The organism is Bacteroidota bacterium, from assembly GCA_035506275.1.
GTDB lineage: Bacteria > Bacteroidota > Ignavibacteria > UBA10030 > UBA8401 > JAGVPT01.
On record DATJPT010000014.1, the window covers coordinates 18,165 to 39,647 of the forward strand.

A 21,483-nucleotide genomic window follows, 5' to 3' on the forward strand; every position below is an offset into this window, starting at 1 on the left:
AAACTTCCCCTTTCCGGCATTTTCTCCCACCTTTCTTTCTGGTACCGGTACGTTAGGCTTATCCTATGAAGATAAGCGACGAAACGTTAGATGAGTTTATCAGGCTCTACAAAGAGGAGTTCAAAGAGAAGATAAGACGGGAAGAAGCATATGATCAGTTCTCACGGCTTATTTCGTTCCTTCGATTGCTCTATTTCCCGGAGGCGCCTTGTTCTTCAAACGAGGATCTTCAAACGCCTCATCCCAATGAAAAGTTCTAACGTCCTCTACCGGGGTAGGGTGGGGTTCTGACCTGCCTCTTCTTCACGACTTTGCTATCTTTATCATACGAAAACTGAAACTGGTTCTCCGGTGTCATAAAATAGGTTCTAATAGCGTTCATCCCCCGCCGCAGGGCAGGAATATTTTCTGAAAAAGGTATAATTGTCGTTGTTGTATCTGGCGTATTCGTAGGTTCGAACCGTTCAAAAATCTCTGGCGCAATTTCAATCATGTGTCGGATCTCCGTCAGCGGATAAACGAAGTCAATGCTGAGTTTTTTATCCTTCAAGGTTATGTTCGAACCTAATGCCTCAAATATTGATCTCTTCTGTTCAATCGTTCCCTCCTTGAACAAAAACCGAGCATGGCAAGTGTAATCGATAAATCGTGAGGATGAGTCGAAGCCGTTATTCAAGGCGGATTTCGTTCTTCCTTCCAAAGCATTCATTTCTGATTCCAACCGGTTTCGTTCTATTAGGGCATCTTCTTTTTTCATTAAAGTCCAGCCCTGGTTTTCCTGTTTGATGATAAATCGGTTCAGTTCCGAGATCTCTTCTTTAAGCTTCGCTTTTTCCTTTTCCTTATTGCCATTGATCAACACGTTTGTGGAAACGTCCTGTTTGAGGTCTTCCTGCAAAGTTTTGATCGCCCACTCCATGTACTTCTCTTTGATGGAAAATCGTTTGAGCGTTTGGTCAATTTGATTCTCGATCTCTTCAATCCGCACCCCGTTCTGCGTGCAATGGATATCCTTTTTTTTCGAGCAGTGGTAATAGACGTAGTGAAGCACCTTCTTGGAAGGCATCTTATTGATAGCGGTTTTGCAGAAGGGGCACTCCTCGCGATTCTGCGAGGCAAACTTCTTTTTGCATACCCCGCAGATGATCTGCCATTTTTCCTCGGCGGCGACGGAAGAACCACACGCTCCGCAACGGATGAGCTGGGTGAAAGCAAAGAGGTGTTTTTTGGGCTGAGGTTTCTCCCGATGTCCCAGGATAGCTTGCGCCAATCGATATTCTTCCTCGGTAATCATCGGCGTATGGATGCCTTTTCTCAGTTCATATCCTCCCGTATCACTTTTCCACCAGTAAGGACCGTAGTAAAAGGGATCGGTCAGTATTTTATAGATATGGGAAAGTGAAAGTGGTTTGCCTCCGAGTTTCTTTGTGGCCAGAGTCCTTAATCGTATCTCCTGCGCCGCAATATGTTGTACCTGTCGCACAGAGTATTTTCCGGTTAGGAATGTATCCCATAGTTTCCGGACCAAAGGAAAACGCTCTGCATCTATAATAATGTCCCGGTCGCCTTTTTCCTTTATCTTGCTGTTGAGATAACCGATAGGTGCTCTGCCCGGCCGCCATCCTTTCCTTATTTTTCCGGCAAGCCCTCGTTTGACGTTGACTCCTTTGTTGTCATTCTCAAGCTTTGCCTGACCGCATAGCAATGCCAGCATGAACTTGTCCATCGGAGTGTTCCAAAACATCTGCTGGTTGGTGATGACGGCATGAAGCTTGCCGGTGTCCATCAACTGCACGAGCGCGGCGGTGTCGATGGCATTTCTTGAAAGTCTGTCCGCATGCCAGCACATGATCGCGTTGGCTTTTCCTTCTTCAATGGGTTTCAGCACCTCGGCGTTGAATTGGTGCCTTCCGGGCGCTTTTGCGCTCTTGGATTCTTCCACGTCGGCATGAATCTGAGTATTCACGATATCCAGACGCGCGATGAGTTCGTCGAGGGCGTTGGCCTGATCCCCCAACGAAGCGATCTGCCGTTCGTCTCCTTCGGTGGACTTGCGGCGATAGCGGATTATTCTTAGTTGTTTGATGTCTCCCTGCATGTGTTTTTGGGATTATCCCGTACCGTTTCCTTTTTGTGAAGGCCCCTAAAAACCTCCATTTCTTCAACGATATTTTGGAAAATAGACTGCTTATCAGAAGGTATAAAGGCACAAGCGGTTTTTGCCCGTTCAAGAAGCCATTGCCCGGTTTGTACCAAGGCTTCATCTGAAGCGTCGATGCCGTCTTCCTGAAAGAGAATTTTCAACTGTTCCAATCGTTTGGAGGAAATCATACGACGTGTTTCTTTTAGTTTTGCAGAAAGAAAGCGTGTATGAAGAAGGGAGAATATGCTGTTTGAAGCATTATTACCAAATGTTTCCTGTTGAAAACTATGATTTCTGTTGAACCAGTTGATGATTTGTGCTTACGGTCTGTCAAGCTTTATGCTTGCTTTTTAAAAAGCAATCATTTATATTAAAACCATTATGCATGAGATACAGAAGAAACTTTTTAAGTTGGCACAGGAGAAAAACCTGGGCCAGTCTACCCTTCGCGAGATAGCCGAAATGGTGGGGGAGACTTCTCCCCAAAAGATCAAGCACCATATGCAACAACTCGAGAAGCGCGGGCTTATTCAAATAGATAAGATCAAAGGAATCGTCCAAAAGACCAAGACATCTTGGATCGGAAACTCTCACGCTAAAACCCGGCTCGTTGCGATTCCGATATTAGGGACGACGAACGCAGGACCGGCCGCGGCCATAGCCGAACAGAATATCGAAGGCTTCCTAAGAATATCGGATTCTTTGCTCAACCATCGGGGATCGCGACATCTTTTTGCATTGAAAGTGGATGGACCATCCATGAACCGGGTTAATATTGATGGAAAACGGATCGAGGATGGTGATTATGCCATTATAGACTACGAATACAAGACGCCGCGGAATGGTGACATAGTCCTCTCCATTATTGATGGTGCGTCAAACATTAAGAAGTTTTACCGTGACGAGGACGGAAATATTGTTCTAGCTTCCGATTCGACGCAGAATTTTCCGCCTATTTATATTCACAAAGACGATAATTATATGATAAACGGAAAGGTTGTGCAGATTATCAAAAGGCCAAAACTACAATCTGAATAGGAGGATAATAAAATGGCTGATGAACAAAAAAGGTCGAGTTCCGAACAAACCAATCAACCCGAGAACAATATGGAAGATCAAAAAAAACACAAGGAGTATGTCATCGTTGTAAACGGTGAACAGAAAACGGTATCGAAGCAGGAATTAACATTTGTTGAAGTACTGAACGAGGCGTTCCCGCCCCCGCGACAAATCCCAGATAAGGATTACAGTATCACTTTTAAGGATGCGGCGAGTGAACCACACCAGGGGCAACTTCATTTAGGCGGTAAGGTCGAGGTCAAAGACGGGACCAGGTTCGATGTCACTCCTACAAATAAATCTTAGTCCTGACCTGTTGAAGTTACGTGAATCAGGTCACAACATTTCCGTCAGCAATGGGGGCTATTTAGTCATACGAGATGTTCCGTATGTCAACGCTGCTAAAATGATCTGCCAAGGGATACTTGTATCTCCCCTAGATTTAGCAGGGGACCGAACTGCTTCCCCACAAGATCATAAGATGATGTTCTGTGGGGAGTTCCCTTGCCATGCCGACGGTACCGCAATGGAAGAATTGAGGTTGAATAGCACTGCCACAAAACTTGAAGAAGGACTCGAGATAAATCACACTTTTTCTCGAAAGCCAGTGGGTAGGCAATACGCGGACTATCATGAGAAAGTATTGACGTATGTTTCTTTGATTTCTCGTGAGGCAAATGCAATTGATCCGAATGCTACAGCATTGACTTTCCAGGTGGTCGAACCCGAGGACCCCGATTACCCATTCAATTATCTCGATACCGCATCTGCCCGCGCCGAGATAAATATCATCTCAAAAAAATTAGCCGCTGATAAAATAGCTATAATTGGCCTTGGTGGAACAGGATCGTACGTTCTTGATCTGATAGCTAAGACACCCGTAAGGGAAATTCATATGTTTGACGCAGATAAGTTTTCAACTCACAATGCCTTCAGGGCTCCAGGGGCACCCTCCGTTGAAGAGTTGCGAGAACAACCGCTGAAAGTAGATCATCATAGCAGTCGATATTCTAAGATGCATCGGCATATCACGATACATAATGCCGATATTAACTCATCCAATGTCGACTCCTTGCGCGACATGACCTTTGTATTTCTTTGCATCGATCGCGGGCAGGTTAAGAAATTGATCGTGGATAAGCTTGAGGAGTTTTTCATCCCGTTCATTGATGTGGGAATAGGTCTATACAAGCGCGGCGATGCCCTCGGAGGCAAGCTCCGGGTCACAACAAGTCTCCCTGGACGACGCGAGTCCGCGCGTGAGAACATACCCTTATCAGACGATGATGCTCTTAATGAATATGATAAGAATATACAAATTGCTGATTTGAATGCTCTCAACGCTTGTCTGGCTGTTATCAAATGGAAGAAGTTGCGCGGTTTTTACCTGGACGATGAACATGAACAACTTTCCACCTATACTATTGCATTTAATTTATTGGTAAGTGAGGATGTCCAATGAAGCGAAGAAATGACGTTCGTCATGAATTTGTTGAGCTCATCCCGAATAATCGAGAGGAGGGCGTGGTTTACGTTTCAATAAAGTATGCCACAGCAGTTCATAACTGTTGTTGTGGTTGCGGCAATAAAGTTGTTACTCCGCTCAGTCCGACAGACTGGAGACTGACATTCGATGGGGAAACTATTTCTTTACATCCATCCATAGGGAACTGGAGCTTCGAATGCCAATCTCATTATTGGATTATCAATGATAAAGTTAAATGGGCCCCGAAATGGACAAAAAAAGAGATTCAGTCCGGGAAGAAGAAAGAGGAATTCGATAAAAAGGAATATTACAAGGGCAAGAATCGGCAATCTTTCATAGACCTCTTTATGAGAAAATAGATGTTTTATTTCTGAAGAAGTTATCATAGATTTTATGGTCGATTCGAAATAATTCACGTTCAGCAAAACCATCCAACTATGTAGCTTGGACAATTTGACGTTACTATCAAAACACTCATTCTTGTGTGTCAAGGAAATACTTCTGTGATATAATTCAAAAAAGAGAATGCCAATCAACTCGGATAAACCACAAAATTGGAAGTCAGACATCACCTTGTCTGTTGATTTTTACAACCGATGGTTTATGCGCTTCGCTCCGGAGGCGTACCGGAAGACACGGGTCGAGACAACGAAGCAAGTAGAGTCAGCCCTGCAATCAACGGACAACCTTCTCGATATCAGGCCGGAGATTCTCAAAGACGATCCGTCCGTTCTTCCTATCTTGAGGATGGCGACGGCCCCACCAATTGCACGTGACCGGTTGATCGGTTTGGCCCAGGTGTCTCCGAACCTAGTCAAAAGCATGGAATCGGATAATAGGATTCCCCCTCAAATGAAAACGTCTGAAGTGGCTGCCGAGTTGCGGAAAATCGGTTCTGTAATCTCGGAATTGGCCGATGAGGATATTTTCACTTGGTTAAGATCTAAAAGTAAGCCTACCAAAGATGAAGTTTACCGCGCTTCTACGGTCGTGGCTGATAGGTTATGCGGCGCTGTTGCGGACCCAATAATCCGCAATGCTCAGGAGAAACGGCAGCTCGCCTCAGTGAAGAAATGGCTTGAGGATCGGGGCTATCGATATATTGACTTTCGTCATGGATTGAAGATGGAGAGTATGGAACCTGGGACATTCTCGTTCCGTTTTAACGTTCAGGTGAAGCAAACCGGTCGCAGTGAGCAAGTCAACATACCCATCGATATTATTATCAAGCCGCTCAAGGGCCCGAAAAGCCATTTACCCATTCTTGTTGAAGCAAAATCAGCGGGCGATTTCGCTAACACAAACAAAAGGCGAAAAGAAGAGGCGATGAAGGTGGCTCAGTTACGGGCAACATACGGCAAAGGAGTCCAATTTATTCTGTTCCTCTGCGGTTATTTTGACAGTGGTTACCTCGGTTACGAAGCCGCGGAAGGGATCGACTGGGTATGGGAACATCGGATGGAAGATCTCGCGAAGTTGGGACTTTAAATATGCAAAAAAATGATACCATAGAGGCATTGCGCATCCGCTCTCAGGTAACGCTTGACAGCGCCAAGACACAAACGGAGAGGAACAAGCTCGGCCAGTTTGCGACCCCACCGCACCTTGCGCTCGCTATCCTTGATGAGACACGGAAGTACTTTGGCTCGGATGAAAAAGTGCGTTTCCTTGATCCCGCTTTCGGGACCGGTGCTTTCTATTCCGCGTTGTTGCGGACGTTCCGGGCGGCGCGTATCGAATCAGCGTGTGGATTTGAAATAGATTCCCATTACGGGGGCGAGGCAGAAAGGCTTTGGACCGATTTGCCCCTGGATCTGGAGATAGGCGATTTCTTCCGTGTGAAAATTCCTGGGACAGACAGCGGAAAGGCCAATCTCATCGTATGCAACCCCCCTTATGTCCGGCATCATCATCTTTCCGCTGAGCAGAAGGAGGAGATGGGCAGGAGCATTGGCAAATCGATCGGTTTGAAAGTCAACGGTCTCTCCGGACTCTATTGTTATTTCCTCATCTACGCCCACAATTGGCTTGCGGACAACGGCACTGGATGTTGGCTTGTTCCCAGCGAGTTCATGGATGTGAACTATGGGGGCGTTGTGAAGGAGTATCTCCTGCGGAAGGTGACTCTTGCCCGTATCCATCGCTTCGATCCTAATGAATCACAGTTCGACGATGCGCTCGTCTCCTCGGCCGTGATCTGGTTCAGGAAAACGCCGCCTCCGAATAATCATACCGTCGAATTCACCTTCGGCGGAACGCTCGCATCGCCGCGCGTCTCACGGCAGGTGCCGGTCGCCGAAATTCTGCGAGTTCCAAAATGGACGAGATTCACGAACGGTCATTCGACGAGTGCTGATGCGAAGGTGAGACTGTCTGATCTCTTCGACGTGAAGCGGGGATTGGCGACGGGGGCGAATGAATTTTTCATCTTGACCCCGGAAGATGCAAAGAAATATGACCTTCCGTCGAAGTTCCTCATACCGATTTTGCCGAGTCCCCGTTACCTGAAGACAGATATCATCAAGGCGGACAAGAAAGGAAACCCGATCACGGAAAAGCCCCGCTTCTTACTCTCATGTAAACTTCCGCCAAGTCAGGTCAAACGAGAATTTTCTTCTCTCTGGAAATATCTGGAATCTGGAATCGGGCAGGGAATCCGCGACGGTTATCTTTGCCAGCACCGGACGCCTTGGTATGGGCAGGAGGATCGACCGGCTTCTCCCTTTCTCTGCACGTACATGGGGAGGCACGATTCGCCGAACGGGAGTCCCTTCAGATTCATCCTCAATACTTCAAAGGCGACAGCAGCAAACGTGTATCTGTTTCTCTATCCTAAACCCTGGCTGTCGAAATTGATTGATGAGCGTCCGGCCCTCGTGAAGGAAATCTGGAAGCGATTAAATAGCATTTCTTCGGAATCCTTGGTCGCTGAAGGCCGTGTCTATGGCGGAGGGCTGCATAAAATGGAACCGAAGGAACTCGGAAATGCGTCCGCAGACGGCATTCTTGAATCACTTCCCGAGCTTCGCTCGCGTTTCCGACACTCAAGTTCTGCGTATTTCTTATCTCAGCCATTTCTCTGAGGCTCATTAACCTTATCGTCTTTCCTGATTGACTCTCTATTTAACTGTCGCACGTTGCAAAACGAGCAATAATTTCCGGTTGCTTGAGCGACTGGTTAAGTGCCGCCTCGCAGTTCCCAAATCGGCGGATACTTCTTCCCGGTAATTAAATGATGAAGGCTTCTCAATGCAGAATTAATTTCTATCGGCACAATTTTCAACTCATCAAGTGTCACAACTTCTACAGACGTTTTCAATTTTCCTCTTGCAGTACCAACACCCATCTCAATTTTTCCAGTTTGTTCATTTATTGTCATTCCATTGTGCAAATAACGATTGCGCAATTTTTGAGCCTTCTTTAGTTCAACAATTGTCTCAGGGTACATTTTTAATCTTGGAAATTGTGGTATCAAGTATTCACAAAGCGATGATAACATGTCAAGTTTTTGTGGGAAATTTGCGTGTGTTATCAAAATAAAATTCCTCATATCAGTCAAAGATTCAGAGCCAGCGAGTTTGGAAATATTCATATCTAGGGAAGATTCAAGATATGCCCACATTGTAGCAATGCGTCCCAACTCCATAAGGAATTCATTGGGAAGCGGCCAGCCATTTCTGTCAAATTCTGGAATTTTAGATTTAGTCATTTTAGGCGCCTAACGGACCGGAGATAAGCTGCTGCGACGACCAGCCGCGACAAGGTAGCTCGTTGCGCGGACGTTCCAGTAGGGTGCTTCTAAGTCCGTCCCACAACGCCCGGCGAAATCGTCGACAGCTGGTTCGGTCAGTGAGCGCTTTTCGCCATCACGCTTTGCGTGACTTGAGCGACTGGTTAGGGCGCACACACGTCATGGTGGTTGGTGTAATAACAATTGAGCAAATTGAATTTCATTGCAAGCTTCTTGAAACCTGCCGGCAACTGCAAATTTTAATCTCGGATGGAAAGTCTTCGGACTAGTCCGAACAGGTAATTGCTTCAGGATATTTAATGTGAAGAAATGCGCACTTATATCATCTGCTTTTGTAAGAAGAACAATAATGCCAAAATGTGCATTTGGATAGTTTAATAGGTGTGGTTCGAACTTCTTCTGGAATTTATTCTTGATAATTGCGATTAAGCATTTAATAGCTTCTTCATGATCATCAGATAGATAAGCACCTTGGCTTGGCACTAACTTCAGGTTTTTGCACTCTTCTAATTCCAGAGTTGGTGTGGTACAATCAAGGAGCCAAATAGGTTGATCATTTGCATCAATAATGGCAACATCAGCGTTTGGAGGTGAGAGCCCTTTGCTTGGCTTCTGTAAGGGAAAATCAAATTTTATATTTAAGTTGGCCTTTTTTAATCGAGCCGCGAACCAGAGCTCTGATGCGGTGTCCCAGAATGAAGTGCTACCAATATTTGAAAGTTTATGACTTATTTCCTTTTTGTCATTCTCAGTCAGCATTGGCAAAATTCTAGTTAGGCTCGCTTCGATATTTCTTAGATTCGTTCGGGGATCGTAAGCCGAGGGCGGGAAATCGCTTGTGGCAACTAAGAGAGCTTCAAGCAAGTTGAATGGGCGATTTTTGTGACTTAGGGATAAGTCGATGATTCCATTGGATAACTGCGCTCGAATGCTTCCCCAATCTAAAATTTGATTAAGCTGGGGAAAACTCAGAGCGTTTCTTTGAGCGGTTTCTAGTTGTGAGTTAAATGCTGTCATTTGTGCGCCCTAACGTACCGCGGTTAAGCTGCGGCGGCGAGATTAACGCAAATACAGTTGATTTCTTGTCGTTAAATATTGGTAGACATAAGGTTTCTCCCTAAAGGCATCGACCTTAGATGTATCGACTTCATTCCCAAAATGGAGGAGAGTTGGTTTGATTCGAATTGAATCTATGCTCCATTTCATGTCCAGGGCATTCTTGTGTACTGCAGTGGGGAAGAAGGCATCGACGTCAAGTTCCTCAAAAGTGTTTGATGGTATTCGGAGAATTTGAGTTTGCTCACTCTCTTCGTTAGGGTCAAGATACCAATCCGTAAAGAGTCTGCCAGTAGACAAAAGAGTTCGATGTTTTCCAGTAAACCCTCTTTCCATAATTCCAAGGGGCTTGGCGAGAGCGGAATCGGCCATATAAATAAAAGATTTGTCGTCCCGATTCTGATCATATTCAACATCACGTCCGTAGGCCGCCCAGACACTTGGGAGGAGCTCTACTCGGCGCGAGCTGGGATTCTTAATTGAGGCTTTCATTTCTACGATAAGAACGGAGGTCGATTGACCGTTAGTTTTCAGTGGATAGGCTCCAATTTTTTTCAACTCGAGGTGCGCAGTGATATTCGCTGGCTCGTTATACTCTTTGTACAAAAATATCGATGCAGCCCATATGCCAGCGACAATAATTCCAAGTGTCTGAACCCAAGTATTAATCTGTTCGCTAATTGATCGATTCGACATAAAGACAGTCCTCCGAATTAATTGCATGAATCTCGCCGCCTAACGGACCGGAGCTAAGCTGCGGCGACGTGCAACGTCGCCGCGGTAGTCATTCCGTGCGTGGTATGTCATGTCCGATAGTAACTCCCATTTGCGCGCACAAGATCGCCGACGGCTGGTTCCGTCAGTGAGCTCCAAAAGCGCCATCCGCCTTTAGCGTGACTTGAGGGATTGGTTATTCCGCTAGCGCTTACTTTGTTATCATCTACGGTGTCGGTGTGTACCCGCCACCACGAAGCCAATGAACTTTCATATGATTCTTTACCAACTGGTCACCGATCTGAAAAGTGAGCTTTTCCATCCACTCTTCATCGAACACTTTGTCAAAGATCACCAAAAGTTGCTGAATCAGGTCATTGAGATTTTGAAAAACTAATTTCGCGTGTTTAGGACTCAGTTCAAACGGATTAAAAGGGATTTGTGTATGTGGCCAGTAATTTTTCCCATGTAACACTTTAAGGTCGGGAGCATAGTCATCTTCTGAAGAAATATAAAGTCCAAGGCGTTGCGCATCCAGATAAATTCCGGTTTTTGGATGTACCCATGAATTCCTAATTCTTACAAGTTCAACGAAAGTTTGAAATACATTTCCAGCTTTATCAAAACCTTTGGTCGAGACTTCCACCCCGCAGAATTTTGGAGCCAATAACCACTTTTCTGGAAGGCTTAGTTTATCAATGGCTTTGAAAGTGTCATCACCAACTTTGCCAATGTAGAATTCGGAATAAACCTTATTGATCAACGCCTCACTGGCAAAAACAGTAGAAAGAAGGCAATGCCGTGCAAAATAGGAAATTAGCTTCCCTTTTTGATCTTTTGTGAATTCTTCTTCAGCAAGTTCCAAGAATTTTTCCGCATCTCTGTAGTGCACGTAGAAGAAATTTAGCTCAATCTTAGCTTCTAGATTAGGAGGCATGGATTAATCGTCTGTAAGTATGGTTTCTTTACCGAGCCGCCTGCGGTTTTGTAGAAGCGCAAGCGGTATAACAGACCGGAGCAAAGCTGCGGCGGTGAACGGCTGCCACCAGTTAGTTCGTTGCGGAGACCTTCCAGCCAGAAGTGCTAAATCCGGCCAACAACGCGCGACGAAATTGTCTACGGCTGTTTCCGCCCGCTTGAATACCGGTTAGTGCGCAAAATATTGATCATGGTTGATTCATGCAATATTTATCCCACCATTTAGAGAGAATTCCGGGCGGAATCGATCCATTAAGGTCCCGTATTCTGCGAAGTTCTCGACAAATGCATTTCTTAACAGCTACAGTAGCGCTATCAACTTCATTAGGAAGATAGCCGTCTTCATCCACAAGCACATCATTATAGCTAGTCCAACAACGCTCAACACGCACCTGCATGTTATTAAGCACATCGACTGGCACTAAATTTTCAAGTTGCGTTGCCTCCAATTGTAACTGCCGGTCAGAGTTGATCTTTGGATATGTTTCTTTAAATGCATTGTTGGCTTTCTTTCTATCTCTTAGAGTAGCCCAAAGATCAACGGCTTGCATTGTAGCCGATATGCCTGCGATGATTATTTCAGCTGCCATCAGAACCTCCCGTAAAATGTTTTTTTGTTTTGCGCCTAACGAACCGGAGCTAAGCTGCGGCGCGGTGCAGCCAGTTCCATGTAAAATATACGCGCGGCAGACGTCGCCTTTTCCCTCAAAAACTATTTTCGCGCGCGGCGAAGAGCTGGCCGCTGGTTCCGTCAGCTTGAGCTGCTGGTTAGGCAGCGGCTCGAATTAAGTGTTGTGCACCGGCTAGTACATGTTCTTGTAGATGCTTGAAATGTCCTCCGTGATTTCGAGATAAGGCTTGGCCACCGCAAACAAGGCACCGACCGAAACCAACAAGAACGCCAGTACCATAAGGACGGCCGTGACCTGGTAATCGAACTGTGTCCATGCTTCAGCACCCGCCTTGAAGAGGATTGTCATGCTGACACCAATGGAGGCAGCCAGACCCAAGTAGGCTTGCACAGTTATTTTTAGATATTTGTCAACTTCTGATTTAAGATAAGAAATGTAGTCTCGCTTCTTTTGGAACTCTGATAGTCTCTGGCAAACAGCGACTTGATTTTTTATGTCGGCGAAGAAAAACTGTGCGAGAAGATAACCGCACAGTGTTCCGGTGAAAATGACAGACCACACTACATTGATTATGCCAAAGCCCATAAAGCGCATGACGCTGACACTTGATAGTAAATTGGCTAAAGACGTCAGGAGAGAATTGTAAAATAGGTGCGGAATCGTCGTGACGAGGAAGATTTCAATTGCGCTCGACAGAGCAATTATCAAAAATGCGATATTCCAATTTCGGGCAACGACAGGATCGATGGTAAGGTATACACTGCCATTCAATAATGGTTTGCTGAAGAAGTAGACAGCAAGGCAAAGATTAATGTAGAGAACAGCAAATGCCTTGTTCTGTGCGTATTGATTTGAAGCATAGCTCGGGTAAGAGATCACAATCGCAAGCAACGCTATATAAGAAATTGTCAATGGTACAATGCCGAAGAGGTTCATGGGTTCTCGAAATATTTGGGTTCTGCTGCCTAACGAACCGGAGTTAAGCTGCGGCGGCAAAAAGCCGCCGCAAGGTAGCTCGTTGCGCGGACGTATCCGTTGATCATATCTTTTCCAGCGTACTATCGCGCGGCGAAATCGTCGACGGCTGGTTCGGTCAGTGAGCGCTTTTCGCCATCACGCTTTGCGTGACTTGAGCGACTGGTTAGGCGGTTGCACCTAGATCCAAATAGCGTATGGCTTGATTTGAAACGATTCTATTTTGGGTATTGGAAAAAGTATTCCGAAAACGTTCAACGGAATATTTTCACCTGAATATCCGGAAAAAAAGAATGCTTCGTGACGCGAAAAAGAGTGAAGACTCCCTTCGCTACTAGGAAATTTAGAAATGCTTGCAGCCATAGCTAATGGGACCTTAATTTCTTTGAAATAATTGTCAGAATATTTGTAGTTGTCAAGTTTCTTGTCTTTTTCAAAGTAGACATAACCAACGGAATTGATATTTTCGATAGCTCGTCGTCGGTCGCCATAAAACTGGGGAGCGTCGAAAGTGGATTTAACAAGAATATATACGGGACCATCTGACAATTTAGTTGCTTTAGATGCCTCGCCGAGATTATCAAATAGACTAGGAGGAGAAATAGAAGAGAGTTTGTTTACGAGCCCACCCAAAAGATTTTCCGCTTTAATTTCAATCCGGACACTCTCATTTATAGATTTTGATTTTGTGAACTCCCCAGTGCCATCAAGTTCCAAAAGTCGGAAGAGCGTACCGAGTGCTTTTGCTAAACCTATTTTTGCACCCAGCTTGCCTGCACTTTGTTTGCCTTCTCCCTTTGTAATTTCTACTGGAACCCCTTGCTCAATTTGAGCGTAGAGGCTTCGGATTCCTTCTTCGTCAAGGTAAATGAATCGGCGTGGTATTTCAAGCATAGAGATCATGGTTCCGTCTATATGTTTTGAGTGCAACCGCCTAACGGACCGCAGCTAAGCTGCGGCAACGTGCAGCCAGTTCCATGTAGAATATACGCGCGGCAGACATCGCCATTTCCCTAAATAAATTTTTCAGGCGCGCGGCGAAATCGCCAACGGCTGGTTCCGTCAGTGAGCGCTTTTCGCCATCACGCTTTGCGTGACTTGAGCCGCTGGTTAGGCAGCCCATCGGTATGATACAAGCTATCTCTTATTCGGATTATGAAGAAGCATAGACACTTTTTCGACTACCCAAAAGAATAATGGAATCTCAGACATTAAAGCAAGCTGTCCAAAGATAGGGAAGTATGTCTTGAGATCCCCAGGACTTTCGTAGTGAAGATAAATTGTAATCCCTATCCAAGCGAAGACAGGTAGCAGGCCGACAAAAATATAGAATACGATTCCGATAATGATTGTTGCGAGACTTTGTTGCTCAAACGTACTCTTATCTTCCGGAAGACGGCGAGGCAGTAAGAGAATTACTCCGGCAACAAGCAAGGCAAAACCGGCTGATGTCGTCGAAAACTTCCCGCCAAAGAATTCAAAATTGAGTCCAATCTCCCCTGTACCAGAAATACCTTTCCATAGGAAAGCTATCGAAGAAAGACATAGAATGGCACCGACAATGGTTCGGACTATTGTTATTTGTTTATTGAAATTTGATTCATCCATATGGCACAATGTTTTTTGGGGCTGCCTAACGGACCGGAGCTATGCTGCGGCGGCGAAGCGCCGCAGCGACAGAATTCAGTCCGCGCGAGACGAGTCATGTCCAACAAGTAACAGGTTGTTTCGCGCGCATTGAATTATCGACGGCTGGTTCTGTCAGTGAGTGCTTGAAGCACCATGGCGTAGAGCGCCACTTGAGCGACGGGTTAGGGCGCACCATATGAGAAATTTAACTAGTGGAGAATTTCCATAAATGTCGGCGATTTTCTAAAAGCCTTAAATTGACTATCTTCTCGAATAATGGATTTAAAGTCGTCATCAATTTGAATAACTTTTGCCACCTCCGAGATCGCACTTTGCTGAAAACCAGAACTCCAATAGGCCAAAGCGAGATTATAGTGGGCCCATATATTGGTCGAATCTAGTTGGACAGAGCGCTGAAGGTCAGCCAAGGCTGATGGTAGATTCTTGTTCTTGTAGTACAAGTAGCCTCTCAAATTGTAGGCAGTTGAACTTGAGGAATCTAGTTGGATTGCCTTTGTGTAAGAGTCTATAGCTTGTTTCCGTTTTCCTGTTTCAGCATATGCGATTCCATTGTTCAGGAACTCTGTGGAGATCCGTTCCCTTTCATTTTCCTTAAGGAGCAATGATACGGAATCGCGAAGGATAGAAGCCACGGCGAAATGGTTCTTATCTTCATTGATCACTTTGTTGACCTCTACTTGCCTAGTGTGATTCCACCATATCAGAGAAATGAAAGAGATCAACATCGCTATTACGCCCAATGAAGTTACTAGAGCGCCTATTCTTGAGTTCTTTTTGAGTTTGAGCAATTCATCGTCCATGATTCGTATCCTTTCTGCCCACGGGGTTTAAGAGCTGGAGGGCGTCACTCCACATTTTGAGTAGCCTTCCGCTAGTAAAGGCAATTCCCCCAGATGAGCCGAACATTCCGATTATTGAAGGGATCTCCTCCTGGCCTTTTGAATAAATTAAATAGATCGCACATCCTAAGAGAGAACAAAAGGAAACGATAGTGACGATCAAATACACGATTCTTTCCATCTTAAACATCTTAAGCAGTTTACCGATGGCTTCTACTTTCTTATCAAGATCATCTTGTTCGGCCATTTTGCTCACTCTGATGAGAATATTTAATCATGGTGATCAATCTCTGTATTCAGCCTCCGTGTGCCCTAACTATGATTAGATTGCATATGCAGGTATGCGCTGGTTTTTAGTGTGATATATTGCTCCCTGTAGGATAGATAATAGAATAATTGAGGGATAGTCCGGTAGGTTTTTGAACGCCCCCTCGCGATTGTCTCTGCTGCAAAACTACGGCAATTCAAATACAGATGCAACTTTAGAAGGGAGCCGAATGATGGAAGTGTAATGATGGAAAAATGAAGAAAACAAAAAAGCCCGACGTGGGGGGACGCCGGGCTCTGACCCTTTCTAGGTGCGACGCTCAGGGGAGGAAGCGTCACACAGGTCATTTGAATGAAAATATGAAAACGTATTTTGTTTGTCAAGAAAAATAAGACGATGTTTCGTCCGCGCTCATCACTCCCGCATAGAAACTTACTTCAGGAGTTCCATCTTACGCGTCTGGACAAATTCTCCGGACTGCAACCGGTAGAATTAAGTGCCGCTTGGCAAAGAGCTGGCAGAGAAGGAAATTTCATGAATCCCAGTATTTTCTTCACCTTCGACAAGCTTCTGAACTTCTTGTCCGAGGACATTGTAGATCTTGAGCGTCATAAAACTCCGAGTTGGGAGCGAGTATTGGATTGTCGTCGTTGGATTGAACGGATTTGGATAGTTCTGGCTAAGCTCGAATTGATTCGGGATCTGGTTTGTGTGACCCTTGATTGAAGTTATCATATCCGATAACGGTCGCATCCAAACATTATTCACCGAGGTTTGAACGAAGAGGTTCGAGCCCATTACGGCCAATGATATAACACTGGTATCAGTCAATCCGGCATTAACCGTCATCCAATTCGCGCCGTTATTAGTGGAAAGGAAAACTCCGTGATCGGTTCCCGCAAAAAGATTACCGTCACTGGCGGCAAGCACATTGACCGACGATATATTCGTCAATTCGGACCAGCTTGCACCGTTGTTAGTGGAAAGAAAAAGATCACCGTTTACTCCGGCAAAAAGATTACTGCCACAGGCGACGAGTGCATAAACAGATATTTGCGGCACATAAGAGCCCGTTGGGTTTGGCAAACCGGAATCAACCTGGGCCCAACTGTTGCCATTGTTGGTTGATAAACAAACTCCTCCCTGCGTCGCGGCAAAAACGTTTGTTCCGATAAAAGCAAAGGATAAAATGGAATAATTCGTCAAACCATCATCGCTTTGCTGCAAGGATGAAAACATATCAGTCGATAACCAAATACCATATTCCAATGATCCCAAAAATATATTGGTGCCATTGGCTGCAATAGTATAGAGGTACTCATCCGGAAGTTCATTTTTATAATTCCAAGTTGTGCCATTATCAGTTGACAACCAAATTTGATTATAGCCATATACTGTGACAAGATCGGTATTTATACCGACAAGAGCGGTGACGTTATGATATCCGCTGTCCTGCAGGCTCCAGCTTAAGCCGTTGTTTGTAGAAAGATAAAAACCTTCTTTTGTCCCGACAAAAAGATTTTTGCCGCCCGCTCCATTTGAACATGTGGTAAAGTATCTCCCGCCGAAGATACTGCTGTCTATGTCGGTTTTTTGCCACTGCGCGAACAATGGATTCATACCTGCAACGAAAAATGTAAAAAATGCTAAGACGTAATTTTTAATCTTCATTTATTGATCTCCTTACCCGGTAAAATTATTTTAAATGGCCGCTGGGCCCGAACACGATCAAAAGTATCGAGAGCGGATTTCAAGTGTTGAATTCCAGCCCCTTTCTGATTTGAGGGGCCGAATGGAGTTTTATTGTTTAATGGGGCGTATTCGATGCCGCGCTTGAAAAGAGCAGAACCAAAAGAAGAACGGTGACCCCAACCGATCCGGCAACCCAAGCGATGGTAGTTTGGTTTTCGGCCTCTTTCGCTTTCAGGTTCCAGTCCTGTGCCGCGCGGTCATAAGCACTCTTGGCGACCGGGGGATACTCCATGGGCGGCGCGATCACCTTTCCGCGGTTCGCATCAAACTGGTCCTGCCAGTATTCGAACCAGATAGTTTCATTCGTCTCCGTGAGGGCTGGTCGATGTTTGTATGAAATGCCAGCATGCTCTGAAGCAGTGCACGACATGAGCAGGAGAGATGCAATAAGCATCGGTGCCAGGAAACGTGTTGTTTCAGGAATAACTTTGGACATCATATCGAACCTCCATAATTGTTTTGATAGATTGGTTGATTAGGTTTTTGTACAGCGATTTTCACTTTTAGAAAATAAAAAGGGCGTGAACTCTACACGCTCTCAACCCAAGCCCTGTCACAGGCCCATTCTGAAAGCGCTTCGAGCCACGCCCTTTTCTAGGGCGCAGTTCGAGCAACCGTTTCAGAATTGTGAATAGTGACAGTATTCGGGTTGAAACAGTAGCCGAAGCTACGCTATGTTTTTATTTCTTTATCTAGATATTTACGATCTCCTTTTGTTTTACGTCGGTAATTTATAGGAATTAGGAGCCAACCGCAACCCGAAGAAGAGGAATATTTTGCTGAATATTTTGCTGAATTCATCGTCAAGCAAAGTTGTCGGAAGCGGCAATTTCTCCCACCTTATTTTCTATATAGGTCGATTGGTATTCTTAAACGATGTCGATTCAAACATATAAAAAGATTCCGAATCTTCTCAGGAAGTATCGTAGGATCCGGGGTCTCAATCAAAAAGAGATCGCTGCCATTCTGGGCCTGAGGAGTGCCAGCCTTGTATCGAGGTGGGAGAAAGGTCGCTGCATTCCAAGTCTCATGAACGCGATCCGGCTAGCGATCCTCTGCCGGAGCATGGTCGATGCGCTCTTCTTCGATCACGTGAGAGCGCTGCGCGTGGAAATCCGTGATCGGGAGGAAAGGGTTCTCGGGACAAAGAATTCCAACCAATGAACGGAATAGCGCCACAAAATGATATCAGGAAAATGGAAGACGGGGGATGGTATTGGGTCTCAAAACCAGTGATCCAGGAATATGCCCCGAAAGTCGGGTTTCTTTCTGCGTGCGTTTACCACCTCTTGGCCAGCATGGCCGACGAGAACCAGAGTTGCTATCCGTCTCAGCGCTACATCGCGGAAAAACTCGGCTGCTGCCGGTCATCCGTGTCGAGAGCCGTGAGAAAGCTAAAGGATCAGGGCCTTATCAGATCCAACGGAAAGGGGAGGGATCACTCCGTTTATCAGCTTCTGAAAGTCAGAAGTTGCACCAGTGCAATTCAGGTGTCGCACCGGTGCAATTCAGATGATGCACCAGTTGACACTAACAATACTAGTTTAACAAGAAATAATAACAACAATGTTGTTAGTGTAAAAAAAATTAACCGACGAACGGATTCTAATGAAGAATTCAAACCGCAGACGAAAGAGGAACTCCTGGCGTTGGAAATCGCTCAGACACTCGGTGATCCAAGGAATCCCCGGAAATATCTGCAATATACCAAGCGTTATGCCGAATCACTGCTCAGGGAGGTGTTATCTCAGGTAAAACAAACCCCGGAAGAGAAAATCAAAAAGAGCCGCGTCGCGCTCTTCGTCTACCTCGTAAACCACTATGCAAAAAGATCAGCTTAATATTTTGGCGATCAACCCTGGCAGCCGGTATCTCGGCATCGCCATCTTCGTCGGAGACGAACTCCGCGATTGGGCGGTAAAGCTTGCCAGGCGGGAGAATATTCGGGAGATGATTTCGGAATATATAAATCAGTATGGTGTTCACGTTGTCGCGTTCAAGAAATTCCATCCTTCGAGAAGCTCCCGTGATCTTCGCATGATCATCTCTTTGATGCAGGAGGTCGCAAAAAAGGCCGGACTCGCGCTTCGTGAGTACTCCATCGGCGAAGTAGAAGAGGCATTGCTGCCGGAGAAGAGAAAGAACAAGCAGCTCCTGATGCAAGAAGTCGTCGCTCGATATCCCTTCCTATCGAACGAGCTTCAGCGGGAAGCGAAAAACAAAAACCCTTATCTGATTCGGATGTTTGAAACCGTCGGGATTGGGAAGGTTTGTATGAGTGAACTTGAGACTGGTGTCCGAAAGGTCGAAAAAAAACAATTATGAGCGAAAATGAAGAAAGCAAAAAAGATACTCGCAATTGATCCAGGGACAAAACATCTCGGTTTCGCCTTGCTAGAAGGATCTGCGCTGATTCACTACGGGGTGAAGACAATTTCGGATGGGAGAACAGGGCAATTCCGTTTGGTCCAAGGGAGAGCGATCGTTTCAAGATTGATTGAAGACTTCAATCCGGATATCCTGTTTGTCGAGAAAACATATTTTGGAAATAACAAGGACTCGAAGACCTTGAATCAGCTTACAGAGCAGATTCGAAGAATGGGATTGAAAAAGGGGGTTATAGTCCAAACCATCGCAACGAATTCGGTGAGAAAAATTGTGTGTGGTAACGGGGAGGCAGGTAAAGAGGATGTCGCGAAAGCGATGGTATCGAAATATCCGGAGCTTCGGCCATATCTCACTTCGGACAGGCGATGGAAGGAAGAATATCACCGGAATATGTTTGACGCGGTGGCACTTGGATTGGCCGGCTGCGGATTGGTCAAATAACAAGGCCGATTTGATTTTAGAAGTTATCGACATGCAAAAAATGGAAACCATGGTTAGATAAGTTATGCGCGGCCTGAATATCATCCATTTGAATCCTGCCTTGAATCCTGCCTTGGGACCCATGCCTTGATTATTTGAATGTGTTTGTTTAAGTTTCCGACTGGGGCGGGGGGCTGATCCCACCTCAAAACTCACTTTCACTTATCATGGAGATCGTATGCCATCGACGGGAGATACTTGCTCTGTTTCCGGGATATACGAGGTTGTTAACCACATAGCCCATCCTCATCAGATCACAATGGTCGCGGGGAAAGAGTTTCCGCCGTGCCGGGAATGCCACCAAAAAGTCGTGTACAGGCTAGTGCGAGCAACGCAACATTGATTTTAACGTTGCGGTCCGGCGTTACCATCGAACAAATAGCCGAATCCACCCAACGCCGTTGTTGATTTTTTGGAGCCAGATTTAACAATAATCTGCTCATTGGCTTGCGGGTGCCCCGCTTCTTCGCTTTCAAGATTTTCCTGAAATGTTTTGAACTATTTTTGGGGGCGAGGGAGGATGACCATTCTTTCCGGGTAAACATTGAAAGGGGTACTATGGTAGCTTCTCAAAATGTTGTAAATGTTGAAGACCAACTCGATGGGGTCACTCCGTTGTGCCTGAGTCATTTGTTGTTCAAAAAGTATTTCTTCCTACTTTGAATTTTTGACTCAAGAAAATTGGACTATTCATTTCTTGTGAACTGGATCAAACAATCAAGAAGTCATTCATTTTAACTGGGGACACTTATGATTGGACTCACGGTCTTTACATTATTTGTTTTTTTTGTTATCGCGTTGATACGCCCCAAAAAACCGGTGATCGTCTCGCACTGGCATAATCTGATCCAGGGGCTTCAATTCTCGGTCGAAGACTACTACAATGCGCTCGACGCGGTGATCGAGAAGCGAAAAGTTCCGGAAGTAAAGGTCGAGGTCACGCATTATCGTGAGGGTGGAATCGCGTCGGCGAAAAGGATGTACTTGAGGATTGGCCGGCGAGATCACATTTTCGATGTCTGTGCCGCTCCGTTTGGGACGGATTTCTTTGTTTCTTGGTGGCTGGGGCAAAACATGAAAACCATGGGCGCTATCATCAACGGGCTCCCGTTCATCGGCCCTCCGCTGATCAGATTGTTCAGTCCCGAAACGTTCTACCGCATAGACACGGCTCTCATGTTTCAGGATTCGGTGCATCAGGCCGTTCTTGAAGTTCTCGACGACAGGATCAAGGGGCAGGGACTCCGTTCGATGACGGAATCGGAACGGAAACCGATCATGCGCGAACTCTTCAAACAGAGGAGGTAGGCAG

General features: G+C 45.6%; 26 protein-coding genes. 11 read left to right on the top strand and 15 right to left on the bottom strand.

Features of this window, described 5'->3' with window-relative positions:
- Positions 1-256: 256 nt before the first annotated feature.
- Complete coding sequence (locus VMF88_10525; GenBank protein HTY11495.1) at positions 257-2,098, bottom strand: recombinase family protein; 1,842 nt, start codon at positions 2,096-2,098, stop codon at positions 257-259.
- Positions 2,074-2,331 (bottom strand): hypothetical protein, encoded by a 258-nt coding sequence (locus VMF88_10530; protein ID HTY11496.1) that lies wholly within the window; start codon positions 2,329-2,331, stop codon positions 2,074-2,076. Before VMF88_10530 ends, VMF88_10525 begins: the two co-directional genes overlap by 25 nt.
- A 193-nt stretch (positions 2,332-2,524) precedes the next feature.
- Between VMF88_10530 and VMF88_10535 the strand changes: the two genes are divergently transcribed.
- From VMF88_10535 to VMF88_10560, 6 genes are all read left to right on the top strand, one after another.
- Positions 2,525-3,181, top strand: coding sequence for a S24 family peptidase (locus VMF88_10535; protein ID HTY11497.1), 657 nt, complete (start codon positions 2,525-2,527; stop codon positions 3,179-3,181).
- Positions 3,182-3,193: 12 nt separating this feature from the next.
- Positions 3,194-3,508: a multiubiquitin domain-containing protein gene (locus VMF88_10540; protein ID HTY11498.1), complete on the top strand. Its 315-nt coding sequence runs from the start codon at positions 3,194-3,196 to the stop codon at positions 3,506-3,508.
- Positions 3,483-4,664 carry a ThiF family adenylyltransferase gene (locus VMF88_10545; GenBank protein ID HTY11499.1) on the top strand — a complete coding sequence of 394 codons (1,182 nt, stop codon included), beginning with the start codon at positions 3,483-3,485 and terminating at the stop codon, positions 4,662-4,664. The genes VMF88_10540 and VMF88_10545 overlap by 26 nt, the downstream gene beginning before the upstream one ends.
- A complete protein-coding gene (locus VMF88_10550) occupies positions 4,661-5,047 on the top strand; it encodes a DUF6527 family protein (GenBank protein HTY11500.1) in 387 nt (128 codons plus the stop codon). The genes VMF88_10545 and VMF88_10550 overlap by 4 nt, the downstream gene beginning before the upstream one ends.
- Positions 5,048-5,213: 166 nt before the next feature.
- A complete protein-coding gene (locus VMF88_10555) occupies positions 5,214-6,176 on the top strand; it encodes a XamI family restriction endonuclease (GenBank protein HTY11501.1) in 963 nt (320 codons plus the stop codon).
- Positions 6,177-6,178: 2 nt separating this feature from the next.
- Positions 6,179-7,771, top strand: a complete 1,593-nt coding sequence (locus tag VMF88_10560) for an SAM-dependent DNA methyltransferase (GenBank protein HTY11502.1) — start codon at positions 6,179-6,181, stop codon at positions 7,769-7,771.
- A 95-nt stretch (positions 7,772-7,866) separates the two neighbouring features.
- Here VMF88_10560 and VMF88_10565 read toward each other — a convergent pair whose 3' ends face one another.
- The 12 genes from VMF88_10565 to VMF88_10620 all read right to left on the bottom strand — a co-directional run bounded on the left by VMF88_10565 (position 7,867) and on the right by VMF88_10620 (position 17,742).
- On the bottom strand, positions 7,867-8,397 hold the full coding sequence (locus VMF88_10565; protein ID HTY11503.1) for a hypothetical protein: 531 nt from the start codon (positions 8,395-8,397) through the stop codon (positions 7,867-7,869).
- Positions 8,398-8,598: 201 nt separating this feature from the next.
- Complete coding sequence (locus VMF88_10570; protein ID HTY11504.1) at positions 8,599-9,456, bottom strand: hypothetical protein; 858 nt, start codon at positions 9,454-9,456, stop codon at positions 8,599-8,601.
- A gap of 42 nt (positions 9,457-9,498) precedes the next feature.
- The gene (locus VMF88_10575) at positions 9,499-10,191 is read right to left on the bottom strand and encodes a hypothetical protein (protein HTY11505.1); all 693 of its coding nucleotides are present in this window, start codon (positions 10,189-10,191) and stop codon (positions 9,499-9,501) included.
- Positions 10,192-10,435: 244 nt separating this feature from the next.
- On the bottom strand, positions 10,436-11,146 hold the full coding sequence (locus tag VMF88_10580; GenBank protein ID HTY11506.1) for a hypothetical protein: 711 nt from the start codon (positions 11,144-11,146) through the stop codon (positions 10,436-10,438).
- 229 nt (positions 11,147-11,375) lie between these two features.
- Positions 11,376-11,777 carry a hypothetical protein gene (locus tag VMF88_10585; protein ID HTY11507.1) on the bottom strand — a complete coding sequence of 134 codons (402 nt, stop codon included), beginning with the start codon at positions 11,775-11,777 and terminating at the stop codon, positions 11,376-11,378.
- A 213-nt stretch (positions 11,778-11,990) separates the two neighbouring features.
- Positions 11,991-12,755 (bottom strand): hypothetical protein, encoded by a 765-nt coding sequence (locus tag VMF88_10590; protein HTY11508.1) that lies wholly within the window; start codon positions 12,753-12,755, stop codon positions 11,991-11,993.
- A gap of 219 nt (positions 12,756-12,974) precedes the next feature.
- The gene (locus tag VMF88_10595; GenBank protein HTY11509.1) at positions 12,975-13,688 is read right to left on the bottom strand and encodes a hypothetical protein; all 714 of its coding nucleotides are present in this window, start codon (positions 13,686-13,688) and stop codon (positions 12,975-12,977) included.
- 243 nt (positions 13,689-13,931) lie between these two features.
- On the bottom strand, positions 13,932-14,402 hold the full coding sequence (locus tag VMF88_10600) for a hypothetical protein (GenBank protein ID HTY11510.1): 471 nt from the start codon (positions 14,400-14,402) through the stop codon (positions 13,932-13,934).
- A 230-nt stretch (positions 14,403-14,632) separates the two neighbouring features.
- A complete protein-coding gene (locus tag VMF88_10605) occupies positions 14,633-15,244 on the bottom strand; it encodes a tetratricopeptide repeat protein (GenBank protein HTY11511.1) in 612 nt (203 codons plus the stop codon).
- Positions 15,234-15,530, bottom strand: coding sequence for a hypothetical protein (locus tag VMF88_10610; protein HTY11512.1), 297 nt, complete (start codon positions 15,528-15,530; stop codon positions 15,234-15,236). Before VMF88_10610 ends, VMF88_10605 begins: the two co-directional genes overlap by 11 nt.
- Before the next feature lie 513 nt (positions 15,531-16,043).
- Complete coding sequence (locus tag VMF88_10615) at positions 16,044-17,222, bottom strand: T9SS type A sorting domain-containing protein (GenBank protein HTY11513.1); 1,179 nt, start codon at positions 17,220-17,222, stop codon at positions 16,044-16,046.
- Positions 17,223-17,358: 136 nt separating this feature from the next.
- On the bottom strand, positions 17,359-17,742 hold the full coding sequence (locus VMF88_10620) for a hypothetical protein (GenBank protein ID HTY11514.1): 384 nt from the start codon (positions 17,740-17,742) through the stop codon (positions 17,359-17,361).
- Between the two features lie 437 nt (positions 17,743-18,179).
- Between VMF88_10620 and VMF88_10625 the strand changes: the two genes are divergently transcribed.
- The 4 genes from VMF88_10625 to VMF88_10640 are packed head-to-tail and all read left to right on the top strand — an operon-like array spanning position 18,180 to position 20,132.
- A complete protein-coding gene (locus tag VMF88_10625) occupies positions 18,180-18,467 on the top strand; it encodes a helix-turn-helix transcriptional regulator (GenBank protein ID HTY11515.1) in 288 nt (95 codons plus the stop codon).
- A complete protein-coding gene (locus VMF88_10630) occupies positions 18,464-19,144 on the top strand; it encodes a helix-turn-helix domain-containing protein (GenBank protein ID HTY11516.1) in 681 nt (226 codons plus the stop codon). The genes VMF88_10625 and VMF88_10630 overlap by 4 nt, the downstream gene beginning before the upstream one ends.
- Positions 19,125-19,628: a hypothetical protein gene (locus VMF88_10635; GenBank protein HTY11517.1), complete on the top strand. Its 504-nt coding sequence runs from the start codon at positions 19,125-19,127 to the stop codon at positions 19,626-19,628. The genes VMF88_10630 and VMF88_10635 overlap by 20 nt, the downstream gene beginning before the upstream one ends.
- 6 nt (positions 19,629-19,634) lie before the next feature.
- Complete coding sequence (locus VMF88_10640; GenBank protein ID HTY11518.1) at positions 19,635-20,132, top strand: crossover junction endodeoxyribonuclease RuvC; 498 nt, start codon at positions 19,635-19,637, stop codon at positions 20,130-20,132.
- Positions 20,133-20,425: 293 nt separating this feature from the next.
- Here the strand turns inward: VMF88_10640 and VMF88_10645 are convergent, their stop codons facing one another.
- Positions 20,426-20,716 (bottom strand): hypothetical protein, encoded by a 291-nt coding sequence (locus VMF88_10645; GenBank protein HTY11519.1) that lies wholly within the window; start codon positions 20,714-20,716, stop codon positions 20,426-20,428.
- 205 nt (positions 20,717-20,921) lie between these two features.
- Here VMF88_10645 and VMF88_10650 point away from each other — a divergent pair, with 205 nt between their 5' ends.
- Positions 20,922-21,479 carry a hypothetical protein gene (locus VMF88_10650; protein HTY11520.1) on the top strand — a complete coding sequence of 186 codons (558 nt, stop codon included), beginning with the start codon at positions 20,922-20,924 and terminating at the stop codon, positions 21,477-21,479.
- Positions 21,480-21,483 lie beyond the last annotated feature (4 nt).